The organism is Ruficoccus sp. ZRK36, assembly GCF_019603315.1.
Lineage (GTDB): Bacteria > Verrucomicrobiota > Verrucomicrobiia > Opitutales > Cerasicoccaceae > Ruficoccus.
Map to the genome: position 1 here is coordinate 2,236,220 of NZ_CP080649.1, position 23,562 is coordinate 2,259,781.

The 23,562-nt window shown below is 60.0% G+C and carries 31 protein-coding genes; 28 read left to right on the top strand and 3 right to left on the bottom strand.

What is annotated here, in order from left to right; all coding sequences use genetic code 11:
• A complete protein-coding gene (locus K0V07_RS09825) occupies positions 1-816 on the top strand; it encodes a S49 family peptidase (protein WP_220621211.1) in 816 nt (271 codons plus the stop codon).
• On the opposite strand, the gene K0V07_RS09830 is transcribed toward K0V07_RS09825, so the two are convergent.
• Entirely contained in the window at positions 794-1,417 is a 624-nt protein-coding gene (locus K0V07_RS09830; protein WP_220621212.1) for a uracil-DNA glycosylase, read from the bottom strand. The two genes, K0V07_RS09825 and K0V07_RS09830, sit on opposite strands and share 23 nt — an antisense overlap.
• Before the next feature lie 70 nt (positions 1,418-1,487).
• Between K0V07_RS09830 and K0V07_RS09835 the strand changes: the two genes are divergently transcribed.
• Genes K0V07_RS09835 through K0V07_RS09845 form a run of 3 tightly spaced genes read left to right on the top strand, consistent with a single transcriptional unit; the run spans position 1,488 to position 3,172 of the window.
• Complete coding sequence (locus tag K0V07_RS09835; protein WP_220621213.1) at positions 1,488-1,982, top strand: hypothetical protein; 495 nt, start codon at positions 1,488-1,490, stop codon at positions 1,980-1,982.
• A gap of 3 nt (positions 1,983-1,985) precedes the next feature.
• Entirely contained in the window at positions 1,986-2,885 is a 900-nt protein-coding gene (locus K0V07_RS09840; protein WP_220621214.1) for a hypothetical protein, read from the top strand.
• Between the two features lie 14 nt (positions 2,886-2,899).
• Positions 2,900-3,172: a hypothetical protein gene (locus tag K0V07_RS09845; protein WP_220621215.1), complete on the top strand. Its 273-nt coding sequence runs from the start codon at positions 2,900-2,902 to the stop codon at positions 3,170-3,172.
• 58 nt (positions 3,173-3,230) lie between these two features.
• On the opposite strand, the gene K0V07_RS09850 is transcribed toward K0V07_RS09845, so the two are convergent.
• Together K0V07_RS09850 and K0V07_RS09855 are read right to left on the bottom strand one after the other, a co-directional pair.
• Entirely contained in the window at positions 3,231-3,578 is a 348-nt protein-coding gene (locus K0V07_RS09850; RefSeq protein ID WP_220621216.1) for a DUF3024 domain-containing protein, read from the bottom strand.
• A 96-nt stretch (positions 3,579-3,674) separates the two neighbouring features.
• Positions 3,675-4,469 (bottom strand): hypothetical protein, encoded by a 795-nt coding sequence (locus K0V07_RS09855; protein ID WP_220621217.1) that lies wholly within the window; start codon positions 4,467-4,469, stop codon positions 3,675-3,677.
• A 66-nt stretch (positions 4,470-4,535) separates the two neighbouring features.
• Between K0V07_RS09855 and K0V07_RS09860 the strand changes: the two genes are divergently transcribed.
• The 24 genes from K0V07_RS09860 (at position 4,536) to K0V07_RS09975 (ending at position 23,556) form a co-directional block, all read left to right on the top strand.
• Positions 4,536-4,853: a hypothetical protein gene (locus K0V07_RS09860; RefSeq protein ID WP_220621218.1), complete on the top strand. Its 318-nt coding sequence runs from the start codon at positions 4,536-4,538 to the stop codon at positions 4,851-4,853.
• On the top strand, positions 4,850-5,077 hold the full coding sequence (locus K0V07_RS09865) for a hypothetical protein (RefSeq protein ID WP_220621219.1): 228 nt from the start codon (positions 4,850-4,852) through the stop codon (positions 5,075-5,077). The genes K0V07_RS09860 and K0V07_RS09865 overlap by 4 nt, the downstream gene beginning before the upstream one ends.
• Before the next feature lie 26 nt (positions 5,078-5,103).
• Positions 5,104-5,319 (top strand): hypothetical protein, encoded by a 216-nt coding sequence (locus K0V07_RS09870; protein ID WP_220621220.1) that lies wholly within the window; start codon positions 5,104-5,106, stop codon positions 5,317-5,319.
• Positions 5,319-5,897, top strand: coding sequence for a hypothetical protein (locus K0V07_RS09875; protein WP_220621221.1), 579 nt, complete (start codon positions 5,319-5,321; stop codon positions 5,895-5,897). Before K0V07_RS09870 ends, K0V07_RS09875 begins: the two co-directional genes overlap by 1 nt.
• Positions 5,894-6,328, top strand: a complete 435-nt coding sequence (locus tag K0V07_RS09880) for a hypothetical protein (protein ID WP_220621222.1) — start codon at positions 5,894-5,896, stop codon at positions 6,326-6,328. Before K0V07_RS09875 ends, K0V07_RS09880 begins: the two co-directional genes overlap by 4 nt.
• 4 nt (positions 6,329-6,332) lie before the next feature.
• On the top strand, positions 6,333-6,875 hold the full coding sequence (locus K0V07_RS09885; RefSeq protein ID WP_220621223.1) for a hypothetical protein: 543 nt from the start codon (positions 6,333-6,335) through the stop codon (positions 6,873-6,875).
• 3 nt (positions 6,876-6,878) lie between these two features.
• A complete protein-coding gene (locus tag K0V07_RS09890) occupies positions 6,879-7,886 on the top strand; it encodes a leucine-rich repeat domain-containing protein (RefSeq protein WP_220621224.1) in 1,008 nt (335 codons plus the stop codon).
• Between the two features lie 2 nt (positions 7,887-7,888).
• Entirely contained in the window at positions 7,889-8,188 is a 300-nt protein-coding gene (locus tag K0V07_RS09895; RefSeq protein ID WP_220621225.1) for a hypothetical protein, read from the top strand.
• Positions 8,181-8,918, top strand: coding sequence for a hypothetical protein (locus K0V07_RS09900; protein WP_220621226.1), 738 nt, complete (start codon positions 8,181-8,183; stop codon positions 8,916-8,918). The genes K0V07_RS09895 and K0V07_RS09900 overlap by 8 nt, the downstream gene beginning before the upstream one ends.
• Positions 8,919-8,955: 37 nt before the next feature.
• Positions 8,956-9,681, top strand: a complete 726-nt coding sequence (locus K0V07_RS09905) for a hypothetical protein (protein WP_220621227.1) — start codon at positions 8,956-8,958, stop codon at positions 9,679-9,681.
• Between the two features lie 76 nt (positions 9,682-9,757).
• The gene (locus K0V07_RS09910) at positions 9,758-10,147 is read left to right on the top strand and encodes a hypothetical protein (protein WP_220621228.1); all 390 of its coding nucleotides are present in this window, start codon (positions 9,758-9,760) and stop codon (positions 10,145-10,147) included.
• A 41-nt stretch (positions 10,148-10,188) separates the two neighbouring features.
• The gene (locus tag K0V07_RS09915; RefSeq protein ID WP_220621229.1) at positions 10,189-10,416 is read left to right on the top strand and encodes a hypothetical protein; all 228 of its coding nucleotides are present in this window, start codon (positions 10,189-10,191) and stop codon (positions 10,414-10,416) included.
• Between the two features lie 59 nt (positions 10,417-10,475).
• Positions 10,476-11,459: a DNA/RNA non-specific endonuclease gene (locus K0V07_RS09920; protein WP_220621230.1), complete on the top strand. Its 984-nt coding sequence runs from the start codon at positions 10,476-10,478 to the stop codon at positions 11,457-11,459.
• 29 nt (positions 11,460-11,488) lie between these two features.
• On the top strand, positions 11,489-13,711 hold the full coding sequence (locus tag K0V07_RS09925) for a hypothetical protein (protein ID WP_220621231.1): 2,223 nt from the start codon (positions 11,489-11,491) through the stop codon (positions 13,709-13,711).
• Between the two features lie 4 nt (positions 13,712-13,715).
• Positions 13,716-14,909 carry a hypothetical protein gene (locus K0V07_RS09930; protein WP_220621232.1) on the top strand — a complete coding sequence of 398 codons (1,194 nt, stop codon included), beginning with the start codon at positions 13,716-13,718 and terminating at the stop codon, positions 14,907-14,909.
• Positions 14,906-16,384: a phage BR0599 family protein gene (locus K0V07_RS09935; protein ID WP_220621233.1), complete on the top strand. Its 1,479-nt coding sequence runs from the start codon at positions 14,906-14,908 to the stop codon at positions 16,382-16,384. The genes K0V07_RS09930 and K0V07_RS09935 overlap by 4 nt, the downstream gene beginning before the upstream one ends.
• Positions 16,385-16,457: 73 nt before the next feature.
• Positions 16,458-16,913, top strand: a complete 456-nt coding sequence (locus tag K0V07_RS09940; RefSeq protein ID WP_220621234.1) for a hypothetical protein — start codon at positions 16,458-16,460, stop codon at positions 16,911-16,913.
• Entirely contained in the window at positions 16,910-18,877 is a 1,968-nt protein-coding gene (locus K0V07_RS09945) for a hypothetical protein (RefSeq protein WP_220621235.1), read from the top strand. Before K0V07_RS09940 ends, K0V07_RS09945 begins: the two co-directional genes overlap by 4 nt.
• Positions 18,878-18,897: 20 nt before the next feature.
• The gene (locus tag K0V07_RS09950) at positions 18,898-19,362 is read left to right on the top strand and encodes a hypothetical protein (protein ID WP_220621236.1); all 465 of its coding nucleotides are present in this window, start codon (positions 18,898-18,900) and stop codon (positions 19,360-19,362) included.
• A 433-nt stretch (positions 19,363-19,795) separates the two neighbouring features.
• Positions 19,796-20,527: a MotA/TolQ/ExbB proton channel family protein gene (locus tag K0V07_RS09955; protein WP_220621237.1), complete on the top strand. Its 732-nt coding sequence runs from the start codon at positions 19,796-19,798 to the stop codon at positions 20,525-20,527.
• A gap of 48 nt (positions 20,528-20,575) precedes the next feature.
• Positions 20,576-21,001: a biopolymer transporter ExbD gene (locus tag K0V07_RS09960; RefSeq protein ID WP_220621238.1), complete on the top strand. Its 426-nt coding sequence runs from the start codon at positions 20,576-20,578 to the stop codon at positions 20,999-21,001.
• A 45-nt stretch (positions 21,002-21,046) separates the two neighbouring features.
• A complete protein-coding gene (locus K0V07_RS09965) occupies positions 21,047-21,478 on the top strand; it encodes a biopolymer transporter ExbD (RefSeq protein WP_220621239.1) in 432 nt (143 codons plus the stop codon).
• A 5-nt stretch (positions 21,479-21,483) separates the two neighbouring features.
• Positions 21,484-22,179, top strand: coding sequence for an energy transducer TonB (locus K0V07_RS09970; protein WP_220621240.1), 696 nt, complete (start codon positions 21,484-21,486; stop codon positions 22,177-22,179).
• Between the two features lie 9 nt (positions 22,180-22,188).
• A complete protein-coding gene (locus K0V07_RS09975) occupies positions 22,189-23,556 on the top strand; it encodes a hypothetical protein (protein ID WP_220621241.1) in 1,368 nt (455 codons plus the stop codon).
• Positions 23,557-23,562: the final 6 nt, after the last annotated feature.

Here is a 23,562-nt window from a genome sequence, read left to right on the forward strand (position 1 = left end):
ATGCGCTTCGCCCATATCCTTCATGCCGTTTACCGCGAGCCTTGGAACATCACCACTTCCGGCTGGCTGAGTATTCACGAAATCCTCCAAGGCCACCTGTCGGGTGAGGTGCAGAACCTCGACCTGTCGGCCTTCGTCAACCCCCGGCCCGACCTCGAAATCGACTCTCAGGGTATCGGCCATGTCCACGTCACTGGCGTCCTCGGCAAAAACTTGAGCCAGATTGAACGCGCCTGCGGCAACACCGGCTACGAACAGATTAAAGCCGAGATTGCCGATGCGGTGGAATCCGGCGCGCGCGGGATTATGCTGCATGTGAACTCTCCCGGCGGCGCGGCCAGTGGCAACGTCGAGACCTCCCGCTTCGTGGCCGACTGCGGTGTGCCCACCGTGGCCTGGGTGGATGAACTGGCCGCATCCGCCGCCTATGCTATCGCTGCCGGAGCCAGTCGCATTGTCGCCGCGCCCTCCGCGCAGGTGGGCAGCATCGGCACGATCCTGCCGCTGGTGGATACGTCCGGCCAGTGGGAACAGCGCGGTTGGAAACCGGCCTACATCACGCACACGGGTGGCGATTTGAAAGACGCTACCTGGCCTCCGAATTTTTCCGAAGCGCACCGGGCACACCTTCAGGAAATGGTGGACGATTACTTCGGGCAGTTCCGAGAGCATGTCCTCGCCCACCGCGCTGTGCAGCAGTCGGCCATGCGCGGGCAAACCTTTTTGAGCGAACGGGCGAAAGCCGCCAACCTCATTGACCGCATCGGCTCCTACGCCGACGCCTATGAGGAAATCAATCAACGGGTGAATGCCTGATTCTCGCCATGCCTTCGATATACATGGCTTTTTTGCCATATGATGGATGCGGAACGGTCTCAACGTTGATTCCCAAAATACGTTTGCTACACCCTTGTTGAGCACGTTTCCCAACACAGACGATTCGCTGTGGTTGTAGAATATCGAGCACATCGAGTAGATATTGAAGCCCGGTCGTAATCTCGCCGTCATTGGGAGCACGGTTGCTGCGCGGGGTTCCTTTCTTGTGCGGATGAAAGGGGAAAATATTCCAAAACGCATCAAGTACGCCACTGTCGGCCTGCTCATTCCAAATGATTGTAGCAGTAGCTTCTGCCGTATCCCCAGCGGTGGAAATACGAGGGCGAAGTTTTAGCAAAAAGGGATGGTTGGATTGATTGATGATCCGTTCACTCGTGAAAGGAATACCTGTCTTTAGGCAGCCGAGGTACCCTGGAGCCTCCCCCACTAGAAGGTTTCCCGAGTACTTGTGATCAATCAACGCACGAAGGTAGTGCTCAAGGTTATTTTTTTGAAACGTAGATGTGTAGGGGTTATGTGCCCAGCCTCTTATGTGGGCTTGTGAAAGCTTATTCACGAAAGCGGCAATTATCTTACTCATTTTAGCATAGTCTCTATCTTCCTGAGTCTCGTAGTCAACTTTCTCACAGTTGACATCGGACCGTGGGGAAATGAACGACTTCCCCGCACCGGAAACCCTCGGAACGCTCGCGCTCGCCCGCGAGACCTACGGCAAACTCCTGGCCGCTTTCCACGAGAAGGACGGCCAGACCTCGCAACTGGAGGCCGACCTGGGAGCGGCCAACGAACTGGTGGACGAGAGCGCAACCGCTCTCGCTCAGGCGCAAACCGACCTGAAAGCGAAAGCCACCGAAACGGACCAGGCCAAGCGTGACCTCGCCACGGCCAAACAGACCATCCAGTCGCTGGAGACTCAGGTCGGCTCGCTCGAAACGACCGTCAGCGACCTGAAGACCGCCGCCAAGTCGGCGGAAGAAGAGGCCGCCGAAATCTGCGCCAGCGTCGGCGTCGATCCCCTCCAGATCAAGCCTGACGATACGCCTGAGCAGCCGGACCTGATGGCGCAGTACCGGGCCATCGAAGATCCCGGCCAGCGCACCGCTTTTTTCCGCAAACACAAAGATCAACTCCTTTCCCGCCGCTAAGCCATGCCCAACCAACTCAATAACATTCAGGACATCCGTATCGCGGATGTGTTTCTCGAAGCCTTTGTGGCGGCGCTCATGCCGCTGCGTGCTTTCTCCACCGACTTTTCCGCCGAGTTCACCGAACGGGGGAAGACGGTGCATGTGCCGCTTATCGGCGCTGCCGGTAAGTCCTACGACTTCAAGGGCAGCTACTCGCAGAACGCCGACAGTTCCGTGGATACCGTGCCCGTGCAACTGACTCAGCACAAGGTCCAATCGCTCCACCTTACCGACAAAGAATACTCCGAGGCGAGCGTCATCAGCCTCGAACGGCTGGCCAAGAGCAAGGCCCGCCAGCTCGCCCAGGACGTGTTGCAGGACATCTGGGGTGCGATCACGGAGGAAAACTACGGCGCTGCCGCTATCCCTGCGGTGACCGCGACCGCCTTCGATGCGGCCAAGGTTCTGAAGATGCGCGAAGCTTGCGCGGGCGTGAACATGCCCGTGACGGAACGTTCGCTCGTGCTGGACGACTCCTATTACTCCGCGCTGTTGGGCGACTCGAAAATCTCTCAGAGCTACCTCATTCAGGTCAGCCAGCCCGCCTTTCAGGAGGCTCGCATCCCGCGCGTCTACGGTTTCGACATCTTTGAAACGACCATCTTGCCCGAGAATGAAGAAAAGCTGGTCGGCTTCGCCGCTCACCCGCGTGGGCTGGCTATTGCCAACCGCTACCTGATGCCGCTCCGCCCCGAGTCCTACCTGGAGGCCGGTCCCGTCACCGATCCCGCCACTGGGATCACGCTGGGCTACCGTCGCTACTACGACAACGACTCGGGCAAGGAAATCGCCGCCTTCGAGTGCGTGTACGGCTTCACCCGCGCCATCAAGGAAGGCATCCTCCGCATCGTTAAACCCTAACCCTGCTAATTCTCATGACTGACGAAGAACTTCAATCGCTCGGGGCCAAGGCTGCCGCCATGCCCGATGGTCGTAACGAGCTTTCGCCCAAACCGCTGTGTGCGGTGACGGCGCAGGCCGTCGTCGATCCAGAGGGCCGCATCCGTGTTTATAATTCGGAGACAGGGGAGGTGGTCACGATCCGGCAGGTTGACGGAGCGGCCATCGCTGCCGCCAACGACATCGCTGGACTCAAGGCTGCCTTGCAGACCGTCCTCTCGGAGGCGGGTATCGCAGCTTTCGACTAAAACCTTGGTTTTGTTTACGGTTATCGCACAGGCCCCGGCGCCATGTCGGGGCTTGTTTTTATCCCATAAAACAGCCGTAGGCATCTTCGCAAAGAAGGCGTATCCACGCCTCCAGTGTTGGAACCGTCTTGCAGGGGTCGTAACGCTCCCACTGCCCGCTGGCACGCTTCCAATACACGCTCCACGTGCCCGTGCTTTTCACGAACGTGACCTTGGCGAATTCGCGCTCCGTGAATTCCTTGGGATCCCTCCAGTAGGGGCGTTTTTCGATCAGGACAATGCTCTGCCCCTTTATCCGGTAGATAACATCCACCTGGTCGCGCATCTCGACCGGGGGACGAACCGTTTCCAGTAAGCTTACGAGTTCTTGCTCTACCTTGGCGTGCTCAAATTCAGACAGGGCCATTCCCGTATCCTTGAGCATCGACAGCCCTTGACAAGCTCATGCTTCCATCACGCGCATCATAGGCCAGCGGAGTAATGTGGTATAACCGCCCGTCGTTCATGACTCGGAGTCTCCATCGGAAGCGGTGGAGCTATCATTGCATGAAGCTACTAGTGCAGTGACGAACTCTAGGGCAAAACTCCAAAACTGCATGGCATCGCGTTCAGTGCAATCGCGAAGCTTGTATATCTCCATATGGTTCGACTGGCTCACAACTATCAAAGGAATGTATTTTCCTATCGAACTCCGCTCTCTGAGTTTATTCATATAGAGATCAGGGCTTTGGGCGTAGTCGATTTGAGATAACTGGTTATTTGCATCCATCCATTTCTTTTGGTCCGTGTCGGGAACGACGCTTGGAGGACTGTAAATTGGAATTTGGTGTGCTATCGGATTTCTGAAGTCACAGATTTCCTTTAACCACGGATCAAACTTATCCAAGATTTCGACATACTTTGGATTGCGGCCCTTTAGGTTCTTCCGAAAGTCATTGTCTGATTTGGCGGGGAATAGATTGACGCAGCTCTGCTTGCGAGATTCTGAGGCATCTGGGACAACGTTATGGATATGCTGAGCAACCCATGCCATATTATCTATCGCCCCTCGAATACAAATATAAAAGTAATGGAGATAGATATTGATGTGGCAGTTTGCGATCCGATCCTTCGGCGAGTGGTCATGCGGTGAGTGAGCTCCTCTGATGTATATGAGGCACTCTTGAATATAAAGGAATCGTGGACGAAGTCCTTGCCTGATATGGCGCGACGCCATTTCACTCCGACAGGCCGTTTCTAACGATCCCAAAGCTCCATGCGCGCGCTGCTTAAGTTGGTCGACATCTGACTCGTTCATGGTGTGTGGTTCTTGATATTTCACCAGAATGCGAGGGTACTGTTGTTTTGACAAGCCCACTTGGGGATGACTCCCAAGCAATCCGACCAGTCCGAGGGCTTTGCCGAACTACTCGAAATCGCCGGTACCTATCTGAGTTGGAACGGGCACCCCTTCATGGCTCTGATCCGTACGCTTCAGCCGAAAGCGGAGGGCTTTGATCTCACCCCTGGTGACGACAACGCCGTGGGCGTCCGGGGTTTCGTCTCATCTTTTCCTGATAGACTGCCCGTGGTCGGAGATGGCTTCGAGGATGAGCAGGACACCCGTTACCGGGTGACACGCATCGTCCGCACGCCGGGCGATCTCACCATATACTTCGAATGCGAGGTGTCCTACGCATGAACGAGCACGAAGAAATCTTCGCCCGCCTTCGGGAGATCGAAAAGCGCCTGACCGTGCTTGAGGTGACGCTGTGGGGGCAGACCGGCGAGAACGGCCTGCGCTCGGACATCCGCGATCTCAAGGGAAAAATGGATACGCTTCTGCGTTTCTTCTGGGTGACGACGGCCATCCCGCCGCTGGTGGTGGCCGTGCTCGGGGTGCTGCGGTTCCTGGGCAAGCTGTAGGCGCGTTTTGACATTGCGCCAGCGGCATGAACAAAACGCTCCTTCTTGTCATTGTCGGCCTCTGCGCTCTGTGCGTGGGGGCCTGTGTTCACTCCCGTGCCTCCGGGCACGTAACTCGTGACGAGTTGCACGCCTTTGTCGAAGATGCCAAGGCTCACTACGGCGACAACGAACGCGACTGGCCTATCGAGGTCCGGGCCGAGTTCGTGAGTCTGTCCACCCGTTACTTCGAGGGGCGCTGATGGCCGAGGCGGCATCCAGTCGGTCCCTGCGTCAGTTCGACCAGGCCATGCGCGAATACCTGCGGTACAATCAGCGCGAGGCCGGTCCGCTGATCGAGAACCGGGCCAAGAAGGTGCAGTGGGAACTGTACCGGCAGTTCAAGTCCATTGCTCCGACCCGGGACAAGATCGAGCAGGAAGCCGCCGCCCGGGGCTACGCCATTCGTCGCCGTAAGGGCGCGGACGGCAAGTCCCTCTCCGTGAAACAGGAACTTGCTCTGCGCAAGCGCTCCATCCGATACCTGTCCGTGAGCTACCTGTTCCGCGCTTGGCGATCCAACCGCGACGGCCAGAACGCCCGGCACAATGCCACCTCACGGCGTAACCGCAAGATCGGTGAGGCGCTCATCCGCACGGCCAAGGGCCAGCGCCATCCCTCCGTGCGCATCAGCAGCTTCCTCGAAGGGGTGATGGTCCAGAACCGCCAGCGCGGCCTCGTGGACAAGGCGCTACGAGCCCAGTCCACCGACATGAAAACCTACATCCGGCGCAAACAGCAGGAAGCCCTCAAGCGGACGGTTGGCCGCATCTTCGTATGAAGCTCTCTGAAGTCATCCCTGCCGTCACGGCCCAGTTGCGCACCGATGCGTTCCTGAACGCACTGGAAATCATCGCCAACATTTCCGCCGACCACAACCGGCGTCTGGAGTCGGCCTTGAAGGAAAAGGGACTCTGCCTCATGCTGGTGCAATCTTCCGGTTCCACGCCGAAGGCCGACAGCCCCCGGCTTCTCCTGCATAACGAGGTGGTGGTGTCCGCCTTGGAAAATCCCACCCAGAACAAGACGGGCGAGAACGCCCTGCAAGTGGCCGAACGTGTGTTGAACGTACTCCATCAGGCCAGTTGGGCAACCGAGCACGGCCTGCGCCACGTCCTTCAGGTTGACACGCCCGCGTATGAAGCCGGTCCGCTCGACAGCGGACTCATCATTTACTTCTGCAATTTCCAGGTAAAAACCCTCCAGCCCTAAGACCATGCCCAATCCGAATCTTCTCCTCATCGGCAGCGGTGATTTCTCGATTATCACCGGCATCACGGCGGCCCCGGCCAATGAGGCCGAGTATGACGATGCCAATGCCATGTTCGGAAACCTGAAAGCGTTCTCGTTCCAGAATCAGGCCGAGACGAAAGAGCACTTCGGCAGCTACCGGAGCGTGAAAATCCTCGACCGGGTGTTCACCACGCAACTGCGGCTGGGCTACTTGCTCCAGTTGGAGGAAGTCGATGACCGGGCGGTGGAATCCCTCTTTTATGGCGCATCCGGCGAATTGACCGGCTCTAATCCCGACTACCGTGAGATCAACCCGTTCCAGCGACCGCAAAGCCTGACCGGCTTCGCCCGGTTGCGCGTCTGGGATGACAAGAACTCTCAGAGCCCGCGCCTGATGCACAAGGATTTTTGGTGCAATGTGCGCCTGAACAACCAGCCCGAAGTGGGCGACGAATGGTTCGGCTACGAAATGAAGGTGGATGTGCTCTCGCCGGTGGGGACAGTCTTTCTACGGCAGGACGCCTGAGCCATGAGTGAACTTAACGAACTGTTTGGCCCGTCCACGGTGCTTCCCCCCAGCGCTCCGCTCCATCTCGTGGAGCTGGCAGACAGCATCGCTTCGTTCCCCGAGGGTGAGCGTGTGCCCAGTATGCGTATCTGGTGCAATCCGGCCATGACAGGTATCTATCTGAACGGATTGGACGCCCGTGAACTGCAACTGCAAAACCTCGTACATCTGCGCTCCATTACCCTTTATGGCTGTCCACTGGAACGGTTCCCGGCTCTCACGCGCATGACCGAACTGACCTCAATCGAATGTCTCTATGGGGGCCGTTTTCGTTATATTTCCGACCTGAGTGCGCTGGTAAATCTTACGACGCTGCGCGTGGAGGAAGGTCTGCTCGAAGATGCCTATGGCATCAAACATTTGTCCGCCCTTCAAGACCTGAGTCTTGCCTACAATCATCTCGTTCGGATGCCGCCCTTGGATAACCTCGTGGCCTTGAAAAACCTGTCGGTCTCCGACAACCTGTTGACGGACTTACCCGAGCTGGGGGCGCAGCTCTTGCTGGAACAACTCGACTGTGACGGCAATCGGTTGACCGTCTTGCCCCCGTTGAACCACCTCTCTGCCCTGAGTGGTTTGTATTGCAGGAATAATCAACTGACCGAATTGCCCGAACTGAATGGGCTGGTTGCCCTGAAATACCTGTATTGCAATACGAACCAGTTGGCCTCGTTACCGTCTCTGGACGGCTTGAGCGAACTGTTTTACCTGCACTGCTACGAGAACGAATTGACGGTCCTGCCGGACTTAACCGGCTTGAGCAAGCTGCGTTACGTCCGGGCAGAGGACAACCAGTTGAGCGCCGAAGCCATCGACAATGCCCTCATTCAGTTGGCGGGGGCTGGCATGGCAACCAACGGCAGTTTTAATTACTCCGGCAATCCGGGCGCGCCCAACGAGCAGCGTTCCACGGACGCCACCACCGCTAAAACCATCCTGACCAGCCGTGGCTGGGCCATCACCATTTGACCATGACCGAAGAAATCCAGGAAGGAAACCTCCGCTTCAACCGGGCCAGTCGCCCCGAGAGCGGGAAATACGTCTGGCGCTGCATCCATGACGGCCAGCGCGTGCTCAACGTCTTTGAAACCAACGGGGAAACCGATTCGATCCATGAGATGGCGGACTTTGACACCCCGGAGGAACTGAAGGCGGGCATCGAAGCCCTTGGGCTCGAAAACCCGGTCGAAGATTACGACCCTGAACAAGCCGCCCGTTTGGAACGGCAACGGCGCAGAGCCGGTATTCAACAGGATTTAGACCATGAATAAACTCAATGAAGTTTTCGGCCCGGCCAAGACAGTCAGCCCGGCCTCGCAGACAAACGAGCTGGTTTACGAGGGGCGCTTGGGCTTCCCTTACATCGGCGTCGGGATGCCCCGGCTTACCGCCAGTCTCATGAATACCGTGCTCCATTCTTACGGCCCGGTCGATCCCCAGGCGAAGGTTCTCGCTTCGGAAGCTGGGTCATATGAAACGGAAAACGCGAGGCTCACTTTCAGCGGAAACACGATCACCATGATTCAGCCCAGTGGTGGGTCCTATGAGTATGAGGGAGAAGTCGGCAGTGCCAAGTTGCTACGCATCGACTACGACCTGGGCTTCACGCCACAGTCCCCCGAAGTCGCCCGGCTCTCGTTGATAACGGAAGATTCGGGTGTGATTGCGCACTGGTCTTACCTGCTGAACGATGACGAAAACACGGCTTCAACCATTGAGCTTTCAGAACGGTTCGGGACGCTTTGGGTAACCGTTAGTGTCACCGGGTCGGGTAGCCGGGATGAACGCGGAATTGCGCAACGATTGATTCGGGGGCTGCTGTTTGAATCCGTGGATTGTCCGGTTGATTTGGGTGACGACAGCCCGGTTAAGGCGATCTTCAACTGGACGCAAGCAGTCAGTGTTGATGTTACAGCGCTTAGCCGGGTCCTGGGGCTGGAAATGCTGCTGGCTGAACCGGTTATTGTTCAGGCAAGTGTCGTCTCGGAAAACGACGACTGATCGTGCCAACCCCAATTTCCCCCTGAGCACCTGACATATGAGCGAACTCAATAACCTTTTCGGCCCGGCCAAAACAATCAGTCCGGCCTCACAGGTCAACGAACTGCTTTTCGAGGGGCGCTTGGGTTCCCCTTATATCGGAGTCGGCCAGCTCCGGCTCACGGCTGATCGAATGGACGCTGTGCTGCAAAGCTACGGCCCTGCCAACCCGCAGGCCAAGATTATGGGCTCCGAGACAGGCGTGTATGAAACGGAGAATGCGAATGTCAGTTTTGGCGAAGATGCGATCACCCTTACCCAGCCCAGCGGGGAGCCGTATCGCTATTATCGCCCCAGTGGCAGCGCCAAGTTGTTGCGCATCGACTACGATCTGGGCTTTATGCCCCAAGCGCTCGAAATTGTCCGGCTTGCACTTTTGGTTGAAGAATCGGGTGTAGTTGCGGCTTGGACTTCCACACTCAGTAACCGTGACGGCATCAATAGTTTTCCTGAACGGATGGGGACCCTCTGGGCCACCATTGAGGTGACCGGGGCGGGCAATAAAAACGAGGAAGGCACCGCCCAACTGCTGATCCGGGGACTGTTGCTGGAGGCGGTCGAGTGCCCGGTGGATTTCGGTGACGACCAACAGGTTCAGCCCGTGATCAGCGGATTGATCGGGAATCCGCGTGTTGTTGGGCTTATTCGGAACATCGGGGTGGAAATGCTGCTGGACGAGCCGATCACAGTTCAGGCCGAAGTTATTTCCATTAAAGACGACTAACGGACGCGTTCACCCGCACACTTGGATGCGCTTCCGGCGGTCGTGACGAGTACTGGTTGACACCCTCATTTCGGTCATGGAAACACAAAACGCTGACAATTCGATCCTCAACGGTGGCTCGATCCTCAACGTCTGCCTTGTTGACGACAGCGAGGAAACCGTCACCGTCCGCCTGCTTAAAATCCGGGAGTTTCCTGATTACCTGCGCTTTGTTGATCAGGAGGAACGCCTGGCGGAATTCCTCTGCGACAAGCCCGAGGGCTGGGCTGACACGCTCACGGTGGACTCCCTCCTGGACATTTGCGAACAGGGCCACGGGATAAATTTCAAGAATGCCTGCCGCTGGGGCGAACGGCGGGCGCAGGTCAACGAAGCGCTCCTCCCCATCGCCGCCAGCGGGCAGAAAGTGCGGTCAGCCTTGCCGAGCTTTGCGCCGAGTGCGCCTGTCTCCTCGGAAAAGGCGTAAGCGAAGTTGCCGCTACGCTCTCCCTGCCGGAAGCCCTGCTTTTGATCCGACGCGATCAGGTCCGGCGCATGGAATCCCTGTGCTGGCACACCCAGTCCCGCGCTCTGGCTGCATCGGCCATCTGGAGCAAGACCGCCGGGCAGGCCCTCGGACGATTCGAGCGGGCATTGCGCACGGACACGGCCAACCCTTCGGCAACCAAACCCGCCGACCTGCACCGCCTCTACGGCGGTGCAGGCGTGCCCGTTCACCCCTTGCCGGATACTTGAGGGATTTCCGGTCAAGCCTGAGCTTGGCATAGCGGCGTGCATCCTTATTAGAACTGCGGATGGTCCGACGAAAAAACAAACCCCGCAAGAAGAAGAGCCTGCTGTCCCTGCCGTTCCGGTTCGGAAAGATCACGCTCGTGCTCGTTGTGCTGGCGGCGCTGGGTTTCGGTATCTGGTACAGCCAGCAGGATGATGAGACGCAGGAAGCGGTGAACCAGCGGGCGATTGCCGTGCTTGTCTGGGTGCGGGATCGCCGGGAAACCAACCGCAAGACTGACCGCTGGATCGAGTGGGTGATGGACCGCATCCCTGCTTCGCGCGGTATTGTGGTGGACGCGGATGCCCTCGGCGCTGACCGTTACACCCTGGCGGGCCTGCCGGTCGCTGACAAGCGCTTGCAGCTTTTAACCAACAGCGGCTATGTGGTGGGCTACGATGAGCAGATGGAAAATCCGGCCTGGGTTGCCTACAAGCTGACATACACGCCTGAGGGTGGGACGGAAGATCGCCCGGAGTCCTTTGAGACGGACATGCGCACGCGGGCGCGGGTGAGCCACAACGACTACACCGGCAGCGGATTCGACCGGGGACACATGGCTCCCAATCACGCGATCGGTGTCGTCTATGGCCCGCAGGCACAGATGGAGACCTTTCTGATGTCGAACGTCGTTCCGCAACAGCCGCAGCTCAACCAAGGCATCTGGCGGTTGCTGGAGCAGCAGGTTTCCCAGTCCTGGCTGCGCCGCTTTCACGAATTGTGGGTCATCACCGGGCCGGTTTACGAGAAGCCGGTGCGTCGTTTGGCCTCTGGCGTGGCCATCCCCAGCGGCTTTTTCAAAATTGTCGCGGACGTGACGGACCGGGATGAGTTGCGGGTGATCGCCGTCATCATCCCGCAGGGAGCCGGTGAGTCGGACGATTTCAGCCAATATCTGGTATCCGTGGACGAAGTGGAAGCTCTCACTGGTTTTGACTTTTTCAGCCTGCTGGATGATCCGGTTGAGACCCCGCTGGAAGAAACGGTTCCCGCCCGTTTGTGGTAAGCTGTTGTTGACACGCGCCCGGCCTGTAAATGGCCGATTCCCGTGTCAGTGTCCTGATTGATATTCGCTCCAAGCTTGCTGGCTTGGAACAGGCTACGGCGGGCTTTGGACGGCTGATCAAAGGGGTGGCCGGTTTCGCCGCCGCCTACCTGTCGGCTCGCACCGTCATTTCCGGTGCCCGCGACATCATCAAGCTGGGTGCGGACATGGACCACCTGCGCAGCCAGACGGGGGTGGCGGTCAAGGATTTGATCATCCTGCGCCAGGCGTTTGAGGACAACGGCATCAGCGCGGACAATTCCCGACTGGCGATCAACAAAATGCAGAAGTCCCTCATTGAGGCCGGAGAGGGAATGCAGGAGCCCTCCAAAGCCTTTGAATCCCTCAATCTTTCCTATGAGGACCTGTTGCAAAAAAGCCCCTCTGAGCAGTTCAGCGAGATCGGCAATGCGATCCGGAAGATCGAAGACCCGGCTGAGCGGGCGGCGGTTTCCATGCGGATTTTCGGGCGGGCGGGGGCCGAACTGCAAAGCCTGTTCGTCTCCGGCGACATCGACGATGTGACCCGTTCGCTCGGGGCTATGCCGGAGGTGCTGGAGCGCAACGCCCGGCAGTTCGAGCGCATCGACACACTGATGGGCCGCATCCCCAACAAATCGCGGCAACTCTTCGCCGGGATCGGGGACATGCTGGCGGACGAATTGCTGGGACCGCTGGAAACGCTCAATAACATCGATCTGACGGCGGCGGGTCAGCGCATCGGAGGCTTTCTCGATCTGGCACTGGAGTCGTTCCGCGACGGCACCTTTGCCCAGTTCATCGGCCTGTCCATCGAGGCTGGCTTTGAGCAGGGGACGGCGGCGGCCCAACGCATGATCGACGATGCGCTGTCCTGGCTGGGTGAGGATGGCGAAGGCTGGAAGGTGGTGCTCAACGGCGTCATGACCTTCGGCACCAAAGCGGCCACCAGCCTGATTGATCTGTTGGAAAAGCCGGTGGTGTGGATCTCCGCAGGCTTTCGCAAGATCGGGGAGGAAGCGCGGGTCATCTTTCAGGAAGCCGTGAACCTGCTGGGGCGCGCCTTTTCCGCTGTGCTCAACGCGATCACCGCTGGCTTTGAGAACCTGCTCAACGGCGTGATCGAACGGGTCAACGCCATCACCGCTGCCCTGCCGTTTACGGACGGCACCCAGATCGGGACGGTCAGCTTTGGCCGTGTCGATTGGGGCAACAACGCCGTCAAACCTGCGCGGGAGTTCAACGATCTCTTGGCTGAACAGCGCGAGGGCGTAGCGGAACTCTCCGACCTGATCCGGGATCAACTGAATGCCAACCTTGAAGCCAGCCGGGAAATTCTCGGCCTGTCCGCCGATGAGTCCGAGCGCGGCCTGAGCGCCACCGAGCGCCTGAACGCGCTGATCGAGGAACGCATCGCGCTGCGCGAGAGCGAAGCCACACTGGGTGTGGAATCGGCTGAGTTACCCGCCGACAATTTATCCGGCCAGATGGAAGCGCTGGAGTCCACCGCGACGGACACTTTCAGCAACATCGACAACGCCCTCAAATCGGGCCTGTCGAGCAGTATGGAGGGCTTAATTAGCCGCACGGAAACCTGGCAGGGAGCCCTCACCAATGTCACCGGCACGATTCGCGGGGCGCTCATCCAGTCTTTCACGCAGATGGCGACAAGCTGGATTGCCGAGCGCCTGCGCATGTTCGTCATGGGCGAGTCTTTAAAGCAGGCCGACACGTCCAGCACGGTCGTGCAGGAAGCGACCAAACAGACCGCGATGGGGCCCACCGCCATGCTCGCCTCCATCGGCTCGTGGGGGGCCGCCGCCATCATCGGGGCCGCCGTGCTGACCGCCGTGATGGCCTCGGTCGGCGGTTTTGCCGTAGGCGGTTATACGGGATTCGGGGGCAAATACGAACCGGCGGGCATCGTCCACCGGGGCGAGTTCGTCGTGCCCGCCGATGTAGTCGCCCGGCAGGGACCGGCTTACTTTGACAATCTCGTGGGGCAGTTGCGGGTCAACCGGCCCACGCTCCCGAGCCTGCCCGGCTTTGCCGAGGGCGGGCTGGCTGACACCGTATCCACAACGTCCACGCAATCGCAGACCGGTGGGCAAGTGAACATCGCCGTTACCGGCACCCGCAACGACCTGCGCCGTTTTCTCGAAACCACCGAAGGCGAAGCTGTCGTTCTCGACATCATGGGCCGCAACAAGCTCCGACTCGGCATCCCCGGATAACGCCATGCTCATTGATAACCATACCCTGATACCCTTCGCCCCTGACTGGCTGTTCGCCATCAACCACCGGCAGGCGCACCGCTCGTCGGTGGCCGAGAGTGTGACCGGACTGGAGGAACGGGCTGCGTGGTTCACCCAGCCGCGCCGCAGCGGCAACTACACCATTACCACGGACACTGCCGCCCGCACTTTTGAAGTCGAGTCCGTCTTGCGGGCCGCACTGGAGTCGGCCAAGGCCGCCGCCCCCCGCTGGGGACGCGAGCAGATCGTCGCCCAGTCAGCAGGGAACACAATCACGCTCGAACGCAGCGCGGGTAATTTCAGCGCCGGGCAATGGGCCGGAATCGCCCGGCCTCTGGGAGACATCACCGCTGCCGCCAAGATTGCTTCCGTCTCCGGCCCCGTGCTCACGCTGGAGGAAGCGCTCCCGTGTGAGGCGGGCGACATTCTTGTTCCCCTCGATCTGGGCCGTATCGAATCTGTGGATACAGAATTAATCGGAGGCAGCGGACGGGCCTTTGAAATCAGCGTCAAGGGGGCGACGCCGCTGGAAGCGGTCAGCGCAGAGTTTGTCTTCACGGAGACCGATACCAAAAGCAACTGGCTCTCAATTCTGGCGAACCTCTACTTCCTGTTCTTCATCGATACATCAGGCAGCATGGATGCGGACGTGCCCAACGTCACTGCCGCCGCCAACGATTTAAAAGTGCTCCTGCGCGATATGATCTACGGCGGCGATCAAGAGAAGGCCGACCACTTCGTGCGTGTCCAGAGCTGGTCAAGCGAGCGCTGGCTGGACCGTCTAGCTTATCACGTTTCCGGCGAGGAAGCCGCTCGCTACGTCTCACTGGCCTTCATCAACGAGGCCAGCAGTGGTTACCACCGAGTGCCCCGCGTCCCGGAGAACGAGCCCACCAGTTCGTTCTCCACCGACTACAACAACTTTCAGACGGAGTATGCCCGCCGTGAGTTTTCCCGCTGCAAGGTGTATTCGGTCGATCCGACAGCCAGCAGTTGGGAGGACGATAACGAAGCCTTCAATGCGCACCTGGCCGCTGCCGTCACGGGCGCGGGCAACTACGCCGACCTCGGTCCGGCGCTGTCCACGCAGTATGTCCTCTACGAGGTGGGCATCCCTTCGGGACGCACGGCGCAGACCTACCTTAACGACATTTTTACCCTCTTGGGCCTACGATGAACTACCTTGATATACCGGTCTTTCCGCTGGTGGCCGACTTGGGGGAGTCGGTGCGCCGGACGCTCAACTACGAGCCGGAAGTCACCGACATCGGCTTCGGGGCGCACCCCGCTATGCCAGTGCAGGCCAATACACAGGAGCGCCTGCAAATCGTCACGGTGGCACCAGACGCCGATGCCCTCGATGCGGTGGAGGCGTTCTTCGCGGCTCGGAGCGGGCGCTTCAAGGCGTTCTGGCTGGCGACCGGCGCGGAGGATGTGACGGTACTGAGTGCGTCGGTGTCAGCCACCATGTTCATCGAAGCGTCCATCTTCTCCGACTGGTCGCACCTGAAAGGAAAACACCTCGTGTTCTGTTCGTTGGACGGCCAGTGCCTGTTTCGGAAAGTCCTGCTCGTCGAAGCGACTGCCTTTGCCACGCGTTCTCAAGTCACGCTCGATGAAGCTTTGCCCGCGAACGCCGACTGCTGGCAGGTCTCACGCCTGCTCCTAGTACGCCTTTCCAGCGACGAGATCAAGTATGACTTCGAGGCCGATAACCACGCCCGCATCCGCTTCACCGGCATCGAACTGCCCGAGGAGTATACCGCCCCCAACGCGCTCGCCACCCGCCGTCCCGTCTATCTCTACCGCATCACCCGCCGTTACGGGGTGCGCGATATTTACTCGCTCCACCTCACGAGCCACGACACACCGGTCAACAGCGGCGTCACCTGGCACCCGGTCCCCATCGACCACAGCGGCCTGTCCGTCTCGACCGAGGGCGACACCGACAAGCTGAACCTCGAACTCTTCGCCTGGGAGGGGAATCCCTTCGAGGACTGGCTGCCCATCCATATCGGCCAGCCTACCAGTGTCGTCTTGAGCCTCGCCCACGTCGATGAAGCTACCGGCCTCGTGCTGGAGGCCCCGGTCATTCTGTTCCGGGGCATCATCGAATCCGTCACCCGGCAGGGCTACACCCTCAAGGCCAAGTCGGTCAGCCCGCTCTCCTACGGCGAAAAGCGTGTCCCGCGCTTCTTCCTCCAAACCCGTTGCAACTACCAACTCTTCGACGGTTCCACCTGCCGTGTGCCCTCGGCCACTTATCGGCTGAGTGGCACCATCGAGGCCATCGACACGGATGGCGGGAGTATCGACTTCGAGTCCGCCACCCTCGTGGACAAGGCCGCAGACTGGCTACCGGGCGGCTATATCGAAATCGGCACCGCCCCGCAGGTCGAGGTCCGTACCATCCGTTACGCAGAAATCCTCTCCGCGACTCGCCACCGGCTCTACCTGAACGCTTCCCTGCGCATTTCACAAACCGGGGACGCCTGTTCGGCCTGGCCCGGTTGCGACCGCACCCCCGATTGCTGCAAGCAGCGCTTTGACAACTTCGTCAATTACGGCGGGCACCCGTTCATCCCCTACGAAAACCCGACCCTCATGGCCATGCCCCTCGCCAACACGGCCTCCGGCGGCGGCAAGAAATGAAGCTGAGCCAGCTTCACCGCATTCATGGGGGCGATGCCCCCATCGGTGCTGCGCACCTGCCCCCTTTATCACTATGAAGCCATTCTTCAAGAATCCCGAGAGAGTTCGCCAGTTGGAAGCGGAAGCCCGGCGCTGGATCGGCACGCCCTTCGTGCCGTTCCAGGGTGTGTGCCAGGGAGGTTGCGATTGCGTGCATCTTGTGCATCAACTGGCCACCGCCTGCGGCTTTCCCCACGAGTTGAAGCCGCCGCGCTACACGCTGGACGCGACCGCTCACCGGGAGGATTCGCAACTTCGGGAGTATTTGGAGAGCATCTCCAACTGTGTCCGGTTGGATGATGGCACGCGCCTTATGCCCGGCGATCTGGTGACGTTCATCATGGGCCGTGCCCCACATCACCTCGGGATGCTGGTTACGCCACCGGTATTCATTCATTCGATACGCGGGTTGGGAACCACCTTCGGCCAGTTGGACGATCCGACCTATGCCCGGCGTCAAGACGCCGTTTACCGCCTGATGCAGTCATGAGCTTTTTGTTTCGCAGCACGCAGGCGGTACCCGCGCCGGTCCAGAGCCTGACCAACGTGCAGGCCGAGCGCGTCGCCACCAACGAAGAGGCCCGTCCGCTCCCGTGGGCGGCGGGCACCGTGCGCTTGAGCCTGACGTGGATCACGCCCGCCATTAATCCGCAGGCCATTCCCATCACCACCACCTATCAAAGTGGCAAGAATAGCACGTCCACCGCTACGGTGGGCTACACCTATCAGGCGGGGTTGGCCGGGGCGATTTGCAGCGGGCCAGTCGATACGCTTCACGCCATCTACATCGACACGGTGAAGGTCTGGGAAGGCCCCCTTACCGCTGTGGCCGGACAGTTCGCGTTCATCACGCTGCCCAATTACGGGCAGGCCCGGTTCTATTGGGGCAGTGACAGCCAGTTGGCCGATTCGCTGCTGGAACCGCTGGGCCATCCGGCCTACCGGGGGCAGTGCTATGTCGTCTTCGATCCGCTTATCTTTGGACGCGACCGAACGTCCGCCCCGCAGGTAGAGTTCGTGGTCTCGCGCCGCACGGTGATTCCGGGCTACGCCAACCCGGACCTTTCCGGGGATGTGTGCCCCATTCACGCCGCTATCGAACTGGCCACCCACCCGCGCTACGGCCTTGGCATCTACCTGTCCGACTTCGACGGCAGCGGCGAGGAAACGTCCGCCAAACTGGTGGAGGCTGACATGGGTATCTCGCCGCTCATCAACAACGCCCAATCCCTTCCGCAGTCCCTCGCGGAGATGCTGGGGTACTTCGACGGCTTCCTTTACCAGAAAAACGGCAAGTACCGCTTCGGTTCGGCCTCGCTGCCGGTGGACTTTTCCGGGGCTCCCATCATCGACACCGCCGACCAGACCGATTTTCCCGAAATCGACACGGACGCCTTTAGCCAGGTGAGCAGTGAGACACGCCTTGTCTATACCGACCGCGAGCGGGAGTTCAAAGAATCGGTCGCCATCCATCACGATGCTGCCGCGCATGCCCTCAACGGCACACAGGAACCGGTCACGTTTCAGCGGCGCTGGATCACCCGGCAAAGCGTGGCCAACGCCCAGGTCGCCAAAGCGGGACGCCGGGCCGCGCTGCCCGAGGTCGGCGGCAAGGTCATGGTGCATTACTCAAAGGGCATCGGGCTCAATCCCGGCGACCCGATCCGGCTGCGCCCCTTCCCGCAGGCAAACTACCTGCTCAACTGCCGGGTGACGGGCATTGCCCACAGGCGCAGCGACGATGCCGAACTGGAGCTTCAGTTCGTGCTCGATGTGGCGAACCAAGTCTCCGGCGTCACGCCCGCCCCCTACACGCCGCCCGAACAGCCGACCTACGACGCCGACCCGATGCCCTTCGAGGCTGTGTTCATCCTGCCCGCCGCTTTGTCTGGAGTAGCGGAACCAGAGTTGGCTCTCGCACACCTCGGGGTGCGGGCGCACAGCCTCATCACCGGCTACAACGTTTTTCATTCTGCCGACGACCTGAACTACGCCTTCCTCTCACAGGCACGGTTCTTCGCCGTCACCGGCACGCTGACGGCCGAGTTACCCGAAGACGGGGTAGATGCCGTGATCGACGCACACGCCGTTGACCGGGCCACGCTGGCCACGCAGACCCCGGAACAGGCCGATGCTGACGCCATGCTCCTGTTTCTCGGTGATGAACTTCTTTCCGTCGAAGGCTATGTGGTGAATGCGGACGGAACCGTGTCTCTGACCAACCTGCGGCGGGGGCGCTTCGGTACACTGGCGGCGGATCACGAGGCGGGGGAGCAGGCGTTTCTCATCCGCCGTGAGCACCTGCACGTGCTGCGCAAGGACGCCTTTGTTCAGGGCAGCACGCATTACTTTAAAAGCACCTCCTACACTATCGCCAAGGAACAGGACATCGCCACCGCCCCTGTAATACAATTGGAGATCCCTGAGCCCGAGCCGGAGGAACCGGAGGAGTGAGTTGACAACAGACGGTAGGCATGGACCCTATCATCACGGAAATGGCGGCAAGCGCCGTCGCAGGCGGACTCTTTCAGGGAGTCTCGGAAGTCTTCAAGCTCGGTCAGGGCTTCATCACCACGCTGCGCGACGTGGCGATTTCCAATAACGAACAGGCCCGCAAGAACGCGGAACTGGACAATGCGAACGCCAACGCCGCCTCCAAGCGCACCCAGCCCTGGCTCACCGCTACGCTGGCCATCATCGTGATCGTGGCGGCGTTCATATTGCCTTTCATCGCGGGTTGGATCGACATGCCGACCCAGATCGTCAGCGACGAGGAACCGTTCTCCATGCTCTGGGGCCTGATTACCTTCGGGGGCGGCAAGATCGTCACGCAGGCCCAGGGCTTCGTCCAGGGACCGGAGTTCTGGAGCACCGTCCGCATGGTCGCCGGTTTTGTCTTCGGCGTGAAGGCCGTCTCCACCGGCAGTCGGTTGTTTTGAACGGCTGCCGGTTACAATTCTGCAAATAGACGACCGCTTATTGGCTCATGGGCCAAGGAACGATGAAGCCCGAAAAAATCCTCTCGCCGGGCAAAAAAATGGCGTTTATCGGTGGGCTGAAACGCAGGTCTTTCAAGTGCTCACGTATGCGGTGAGTGCCCATTCCGTCAAGGATTTACGCGGAAGGGGATGGTGAAAACGGCAGGAGATTTACGCCCCGTTGAGATCGGGAAAACTCATCGTTGCAAACTTGTAACGTACTTCGACTAGTAAGTGTAGGTCCATTTCGGTGTCTCTTAGGTATAGTCCTGCGTATTGTTTTTCGGATTTCTGATTCGGAAAATCATGCGGGGGCTATGTACGGGACGACTTCGGCCAGAGGGCGGAGCCGTTTTCATGCATTGATAAATCAAAACCTTTACCGCACACGACTATGATACCGAATCTATCACTCGCATTTCTGATGGGGCAGAGCCCGATGGAGTTGTTCACGCACGGGGGGCCGATCATGTGGCCGATCCTCGCCTTGTCCTTCATCGCCGTGACGGTGGTGATCGAACGCACGCTGTTTTTGCTACGCGAGAACAAGCGCCGCCAGCCGGAAGTGGTGGAGCAAATCCTTGAGCAGATTGAGGCCAGGAACGTGGACAAGGCTGTCGAGTTGAGCGGCAGCACTCGCGACTACATCGCCCGCATCCTGCACTACGCGCTGACCAACCGCGAACACTCGCTCAACAATGCTTTCACCCGCGCCGCCGACAAGGAACTGACGCGCTTCCAGCAAGGCATGGCCGTGCTGGACACCTGCATCACGGCGGCCCCGCTGCTGGGCCTGCTGGGGACCATTGTCGGGATGATGGGAACCTTCGCCTCGCTCGGCGGGGGCGACATTTCCGGCAACACCGGGGCGATCACCGGGGGCGTGGGCGAGGCCCTCATCGCGACGGCCTGCGGCCTCGGGATCGCCTTGATCGGCCTGTTACCATACAACATCCTGAACGCCCGCATCGAGCAGGTGAAGCACGACATCACCGATGTGTACTCGGCGCTGGAACTGCTGATCAAGAAAAACAAGGGCAAGTCCAATGCCCCCCACGCGCACAATAGCGAGTCCGTGAGGGAACGGTTCCCCGAGGGCTTTGAGCCGCAGCCTGATCCGGCCTGAGTAGCCTCCCGCCATCCACCGTTCAACCCATAAGCCCCAGCCGCTGCTATGGACGAACCCGTTCAGGTCTTTGCCGCCTCTCCCCCGAAGCGCGCCCGCATTGAGATTATCCCGTTGATCGACGTGATTTTCTTCCTGCTGGCGACCTTCATCCTGTTCACCCTCTCGCTGCAAAAAAGCGGCGGGCTCCCGGTGTCGCTGCCAAAGGCCGATTCGGGCGAGGGGCGCATTGCCGAGGATGCTGTCACCGTCACCCTGACCAGGGAGGGCACGCTGGCCTGGGACAAGGAGCCGGTCACTCTCGATGAGTTCATTGCTCGCTTGCAGGCGTACAAGGCGATTGAGCCAGACCCGAAAATCCTGCTCAACGGCGACGAGGACGCCTCCTTTGTGCAGGCCCGCTATGTGATTGACGAAATCCGCAAGGCCGGGGTGAACAAGATTCTCTTCGAGACCAAGCTCAAGCCCAAATAACCGGACCCGCGCCACCCGTATCCACTTTTCGCTACACGCTACGCTATGACACCCGCTTTTTCAGAGCCGTCCAAAAAGAAAGCCCGCATCGAGATCATTCCGCTGATCGACGTGATCTTCTTTTTGCTGGCGACGTTCATCCTGTTCACGCTCTCGCTGGACAAGCTCCAGACGGTACCGGTGGACCTGCCGCAGGTTTCGCCCAACGCCAGCGCCGAAGCGCCCAAGGACGACGAGATCGTCGTCTTGCAGGTTTCCGAGGGCGGCACGGCCTACTGGAACCGTGAACTGATTGCAGCGGCGGAAATCCCGGCCCGCCTGACGAACTACAAGAACAGCGCCGAGGTGCCGACCGTGCTCATCTCCAGCGACACGCTGGCCCGCTACGGCGACGTGATTGGCGTGCTTGATCAGGTACGGCTGGCGGGCATCGAACGCATCTCCATCGAGACTATTGACCGGCCCGCTGGCCGCTGACCGCCATGAGACGCCTGTTTCCCTTTTTACGTTTCGATTTGATTCTGGCCGCCGTGTTGTCGCTGCTCATCCACAGCGGTATCGCGCTGGGCGGTGAGTGGCTGAAAGCCGCCCCGGCCCCGCCCGAGACGGAGCCAGAGTCCGACCCCATCGAGGTCATGATCCAGCCGGTGATCGAACCGGACGAGGTCGTCGTGACCGACATCGAAATGACTGAGAGCGCCGGGGCCGAGGAGTCCGCCGAACCGGCCCCGCCCATGCAGGCGGACATGCCCAGCGTGCAGATTGACTCGCCTTTCGTGCAGCAGATGCAGCCTCCGCCTCCGCAGGGCCTGAGCGCCGACGCCGCCGGGGCCATCCGCATCCCCACCACCACGACACGGGCGGGTCTGCAAAAGCGCAGTGCGCAGTTGTTTGACCTGTCCGACCTCGACCAGCCGCCCGTGCCGACTTTCCGCAGTCGCCCGGTCCACCCCTACGAACTGCGCCGCGACGGCATTGAGGGCAAGGTGCTGGTGGAGTTTTCCGTGGACAGTGGCGGGGACGTGATCGACGCGCACGCGGTCAAATCCAGCCGCCGCGAGTTTGAGAGCCCAGCCGTTCAGGCCGTGCTCAAGTGGAAGTTCCGGCCCGGCAAGAAGGGCGGTGTCCCGGTCGGCACGCAGCGCATCCAAGTGTGGATCAACTTCAACCTCAACTAGCTCGACGCCATGCACTTTCTTTTCCTCATACCGTTCAACCGCCTTTTCACCTTCGCCTGTATGTGCCTACTGGTCTTTCTGGCCGGGGTGACCGGGGCGCAGGCGCAGAATGACGCGGCCCCACCGGAGATTTCCGAAAAGGTCGGGCGGGCCATTACGAAGCTCGCTCCCATGATCGAGCAGAAGCAGTACCCGCAGATTCTGCAAACCGTCGAACCGCTGCTGGCTGGGGACGACTTGACGCCCTATGACCGGGCCGTGCTGCTCCAGATTCAGGCGCAGGTGCTGCTCAATCAGGGCAACCTGACCGCCGCCATCACGCCGATGGAGGGCTCGCTGAAACTCTCGGACCAACACGGCTTTTTCGACGAAGCCCTGACGCGGGAGTTTTTGTATTTCCTGTGCCAGCTTTACTATCAGCAGTCGGCGGAAGCAACGGACGCCACCACGCGCACCGCCGCGATGGACAAGGCTTACACCTACCTGCACCGCTGGCTCGACGCCCTGCCCAAGCGCACGGAGGAGAGCCAGATTTTTGCCGCCTCGCTCATTTACGCTCGGGCCACGCTGGATGAGGAGCACCCCGACATGGACCTGATCGCGGAGGCCGATACTGAGGCGCAGCAGGGACTCCTGCTCGAAGTGGAGCCGAAGGAACAGCTTTATATGCTCTTGCTGGCGACGGCGCAATTGAAGGGCGACTGGGCGAAAATGGCCGACTGGCTCGAACTCATGGTCAAACGCCGCCCGGACAACAAGACCTACTGGCAGCAGTTGCTTGGAGTGTACCTGACGCTGGCCGGGCAGAGCGAAAACGAAGCCCGCGTGAACGATTTGCAGTTGCGGGCCATTCTCGCCATCGAGCGGGCGCAGGCGCAGGGCTTCATGACCGAGCCCAAGGACTGGTTCAACCTCGTTGGGCTCTACCTGAACGTGAAACGCTTTGGTGAGGCCGCCACGCTCCTGCAAGCCTGCCTCGACGATGGGCGCATCGAGAGTTCCCGCCAGAACTGGGAACTGCTGGCTTCGGCCTGGCAACAGGCCCACGCGCCGGACAAGGCCGTGGCCGCACTGGAGCACGCCGTCGAGGTGTTTCCGCAGGAGGGGCAGCTTGAGTACCAGCTTGCGCAGACGCTCTACGCTCAGGGCAAACCGGCGCAGGCGTATCAACATCTTGAGGTCGCCGTGCGTAAGGGAAATCTCGATACAACCGGGCAGGCGTACCTTTTCCTCTGCTACCTGGACTACGACAAGGGCGACTTTGACCAGGCCGCGCAATGGCTCGTTGCCGCCCGCGAAAGCGGGGACGCCGCCGAGGACGAAATCGCCCGTCTGGAGGGCGCGATCAAGGACGCCCGCCAAACCGCTGTTCAATAACCCACA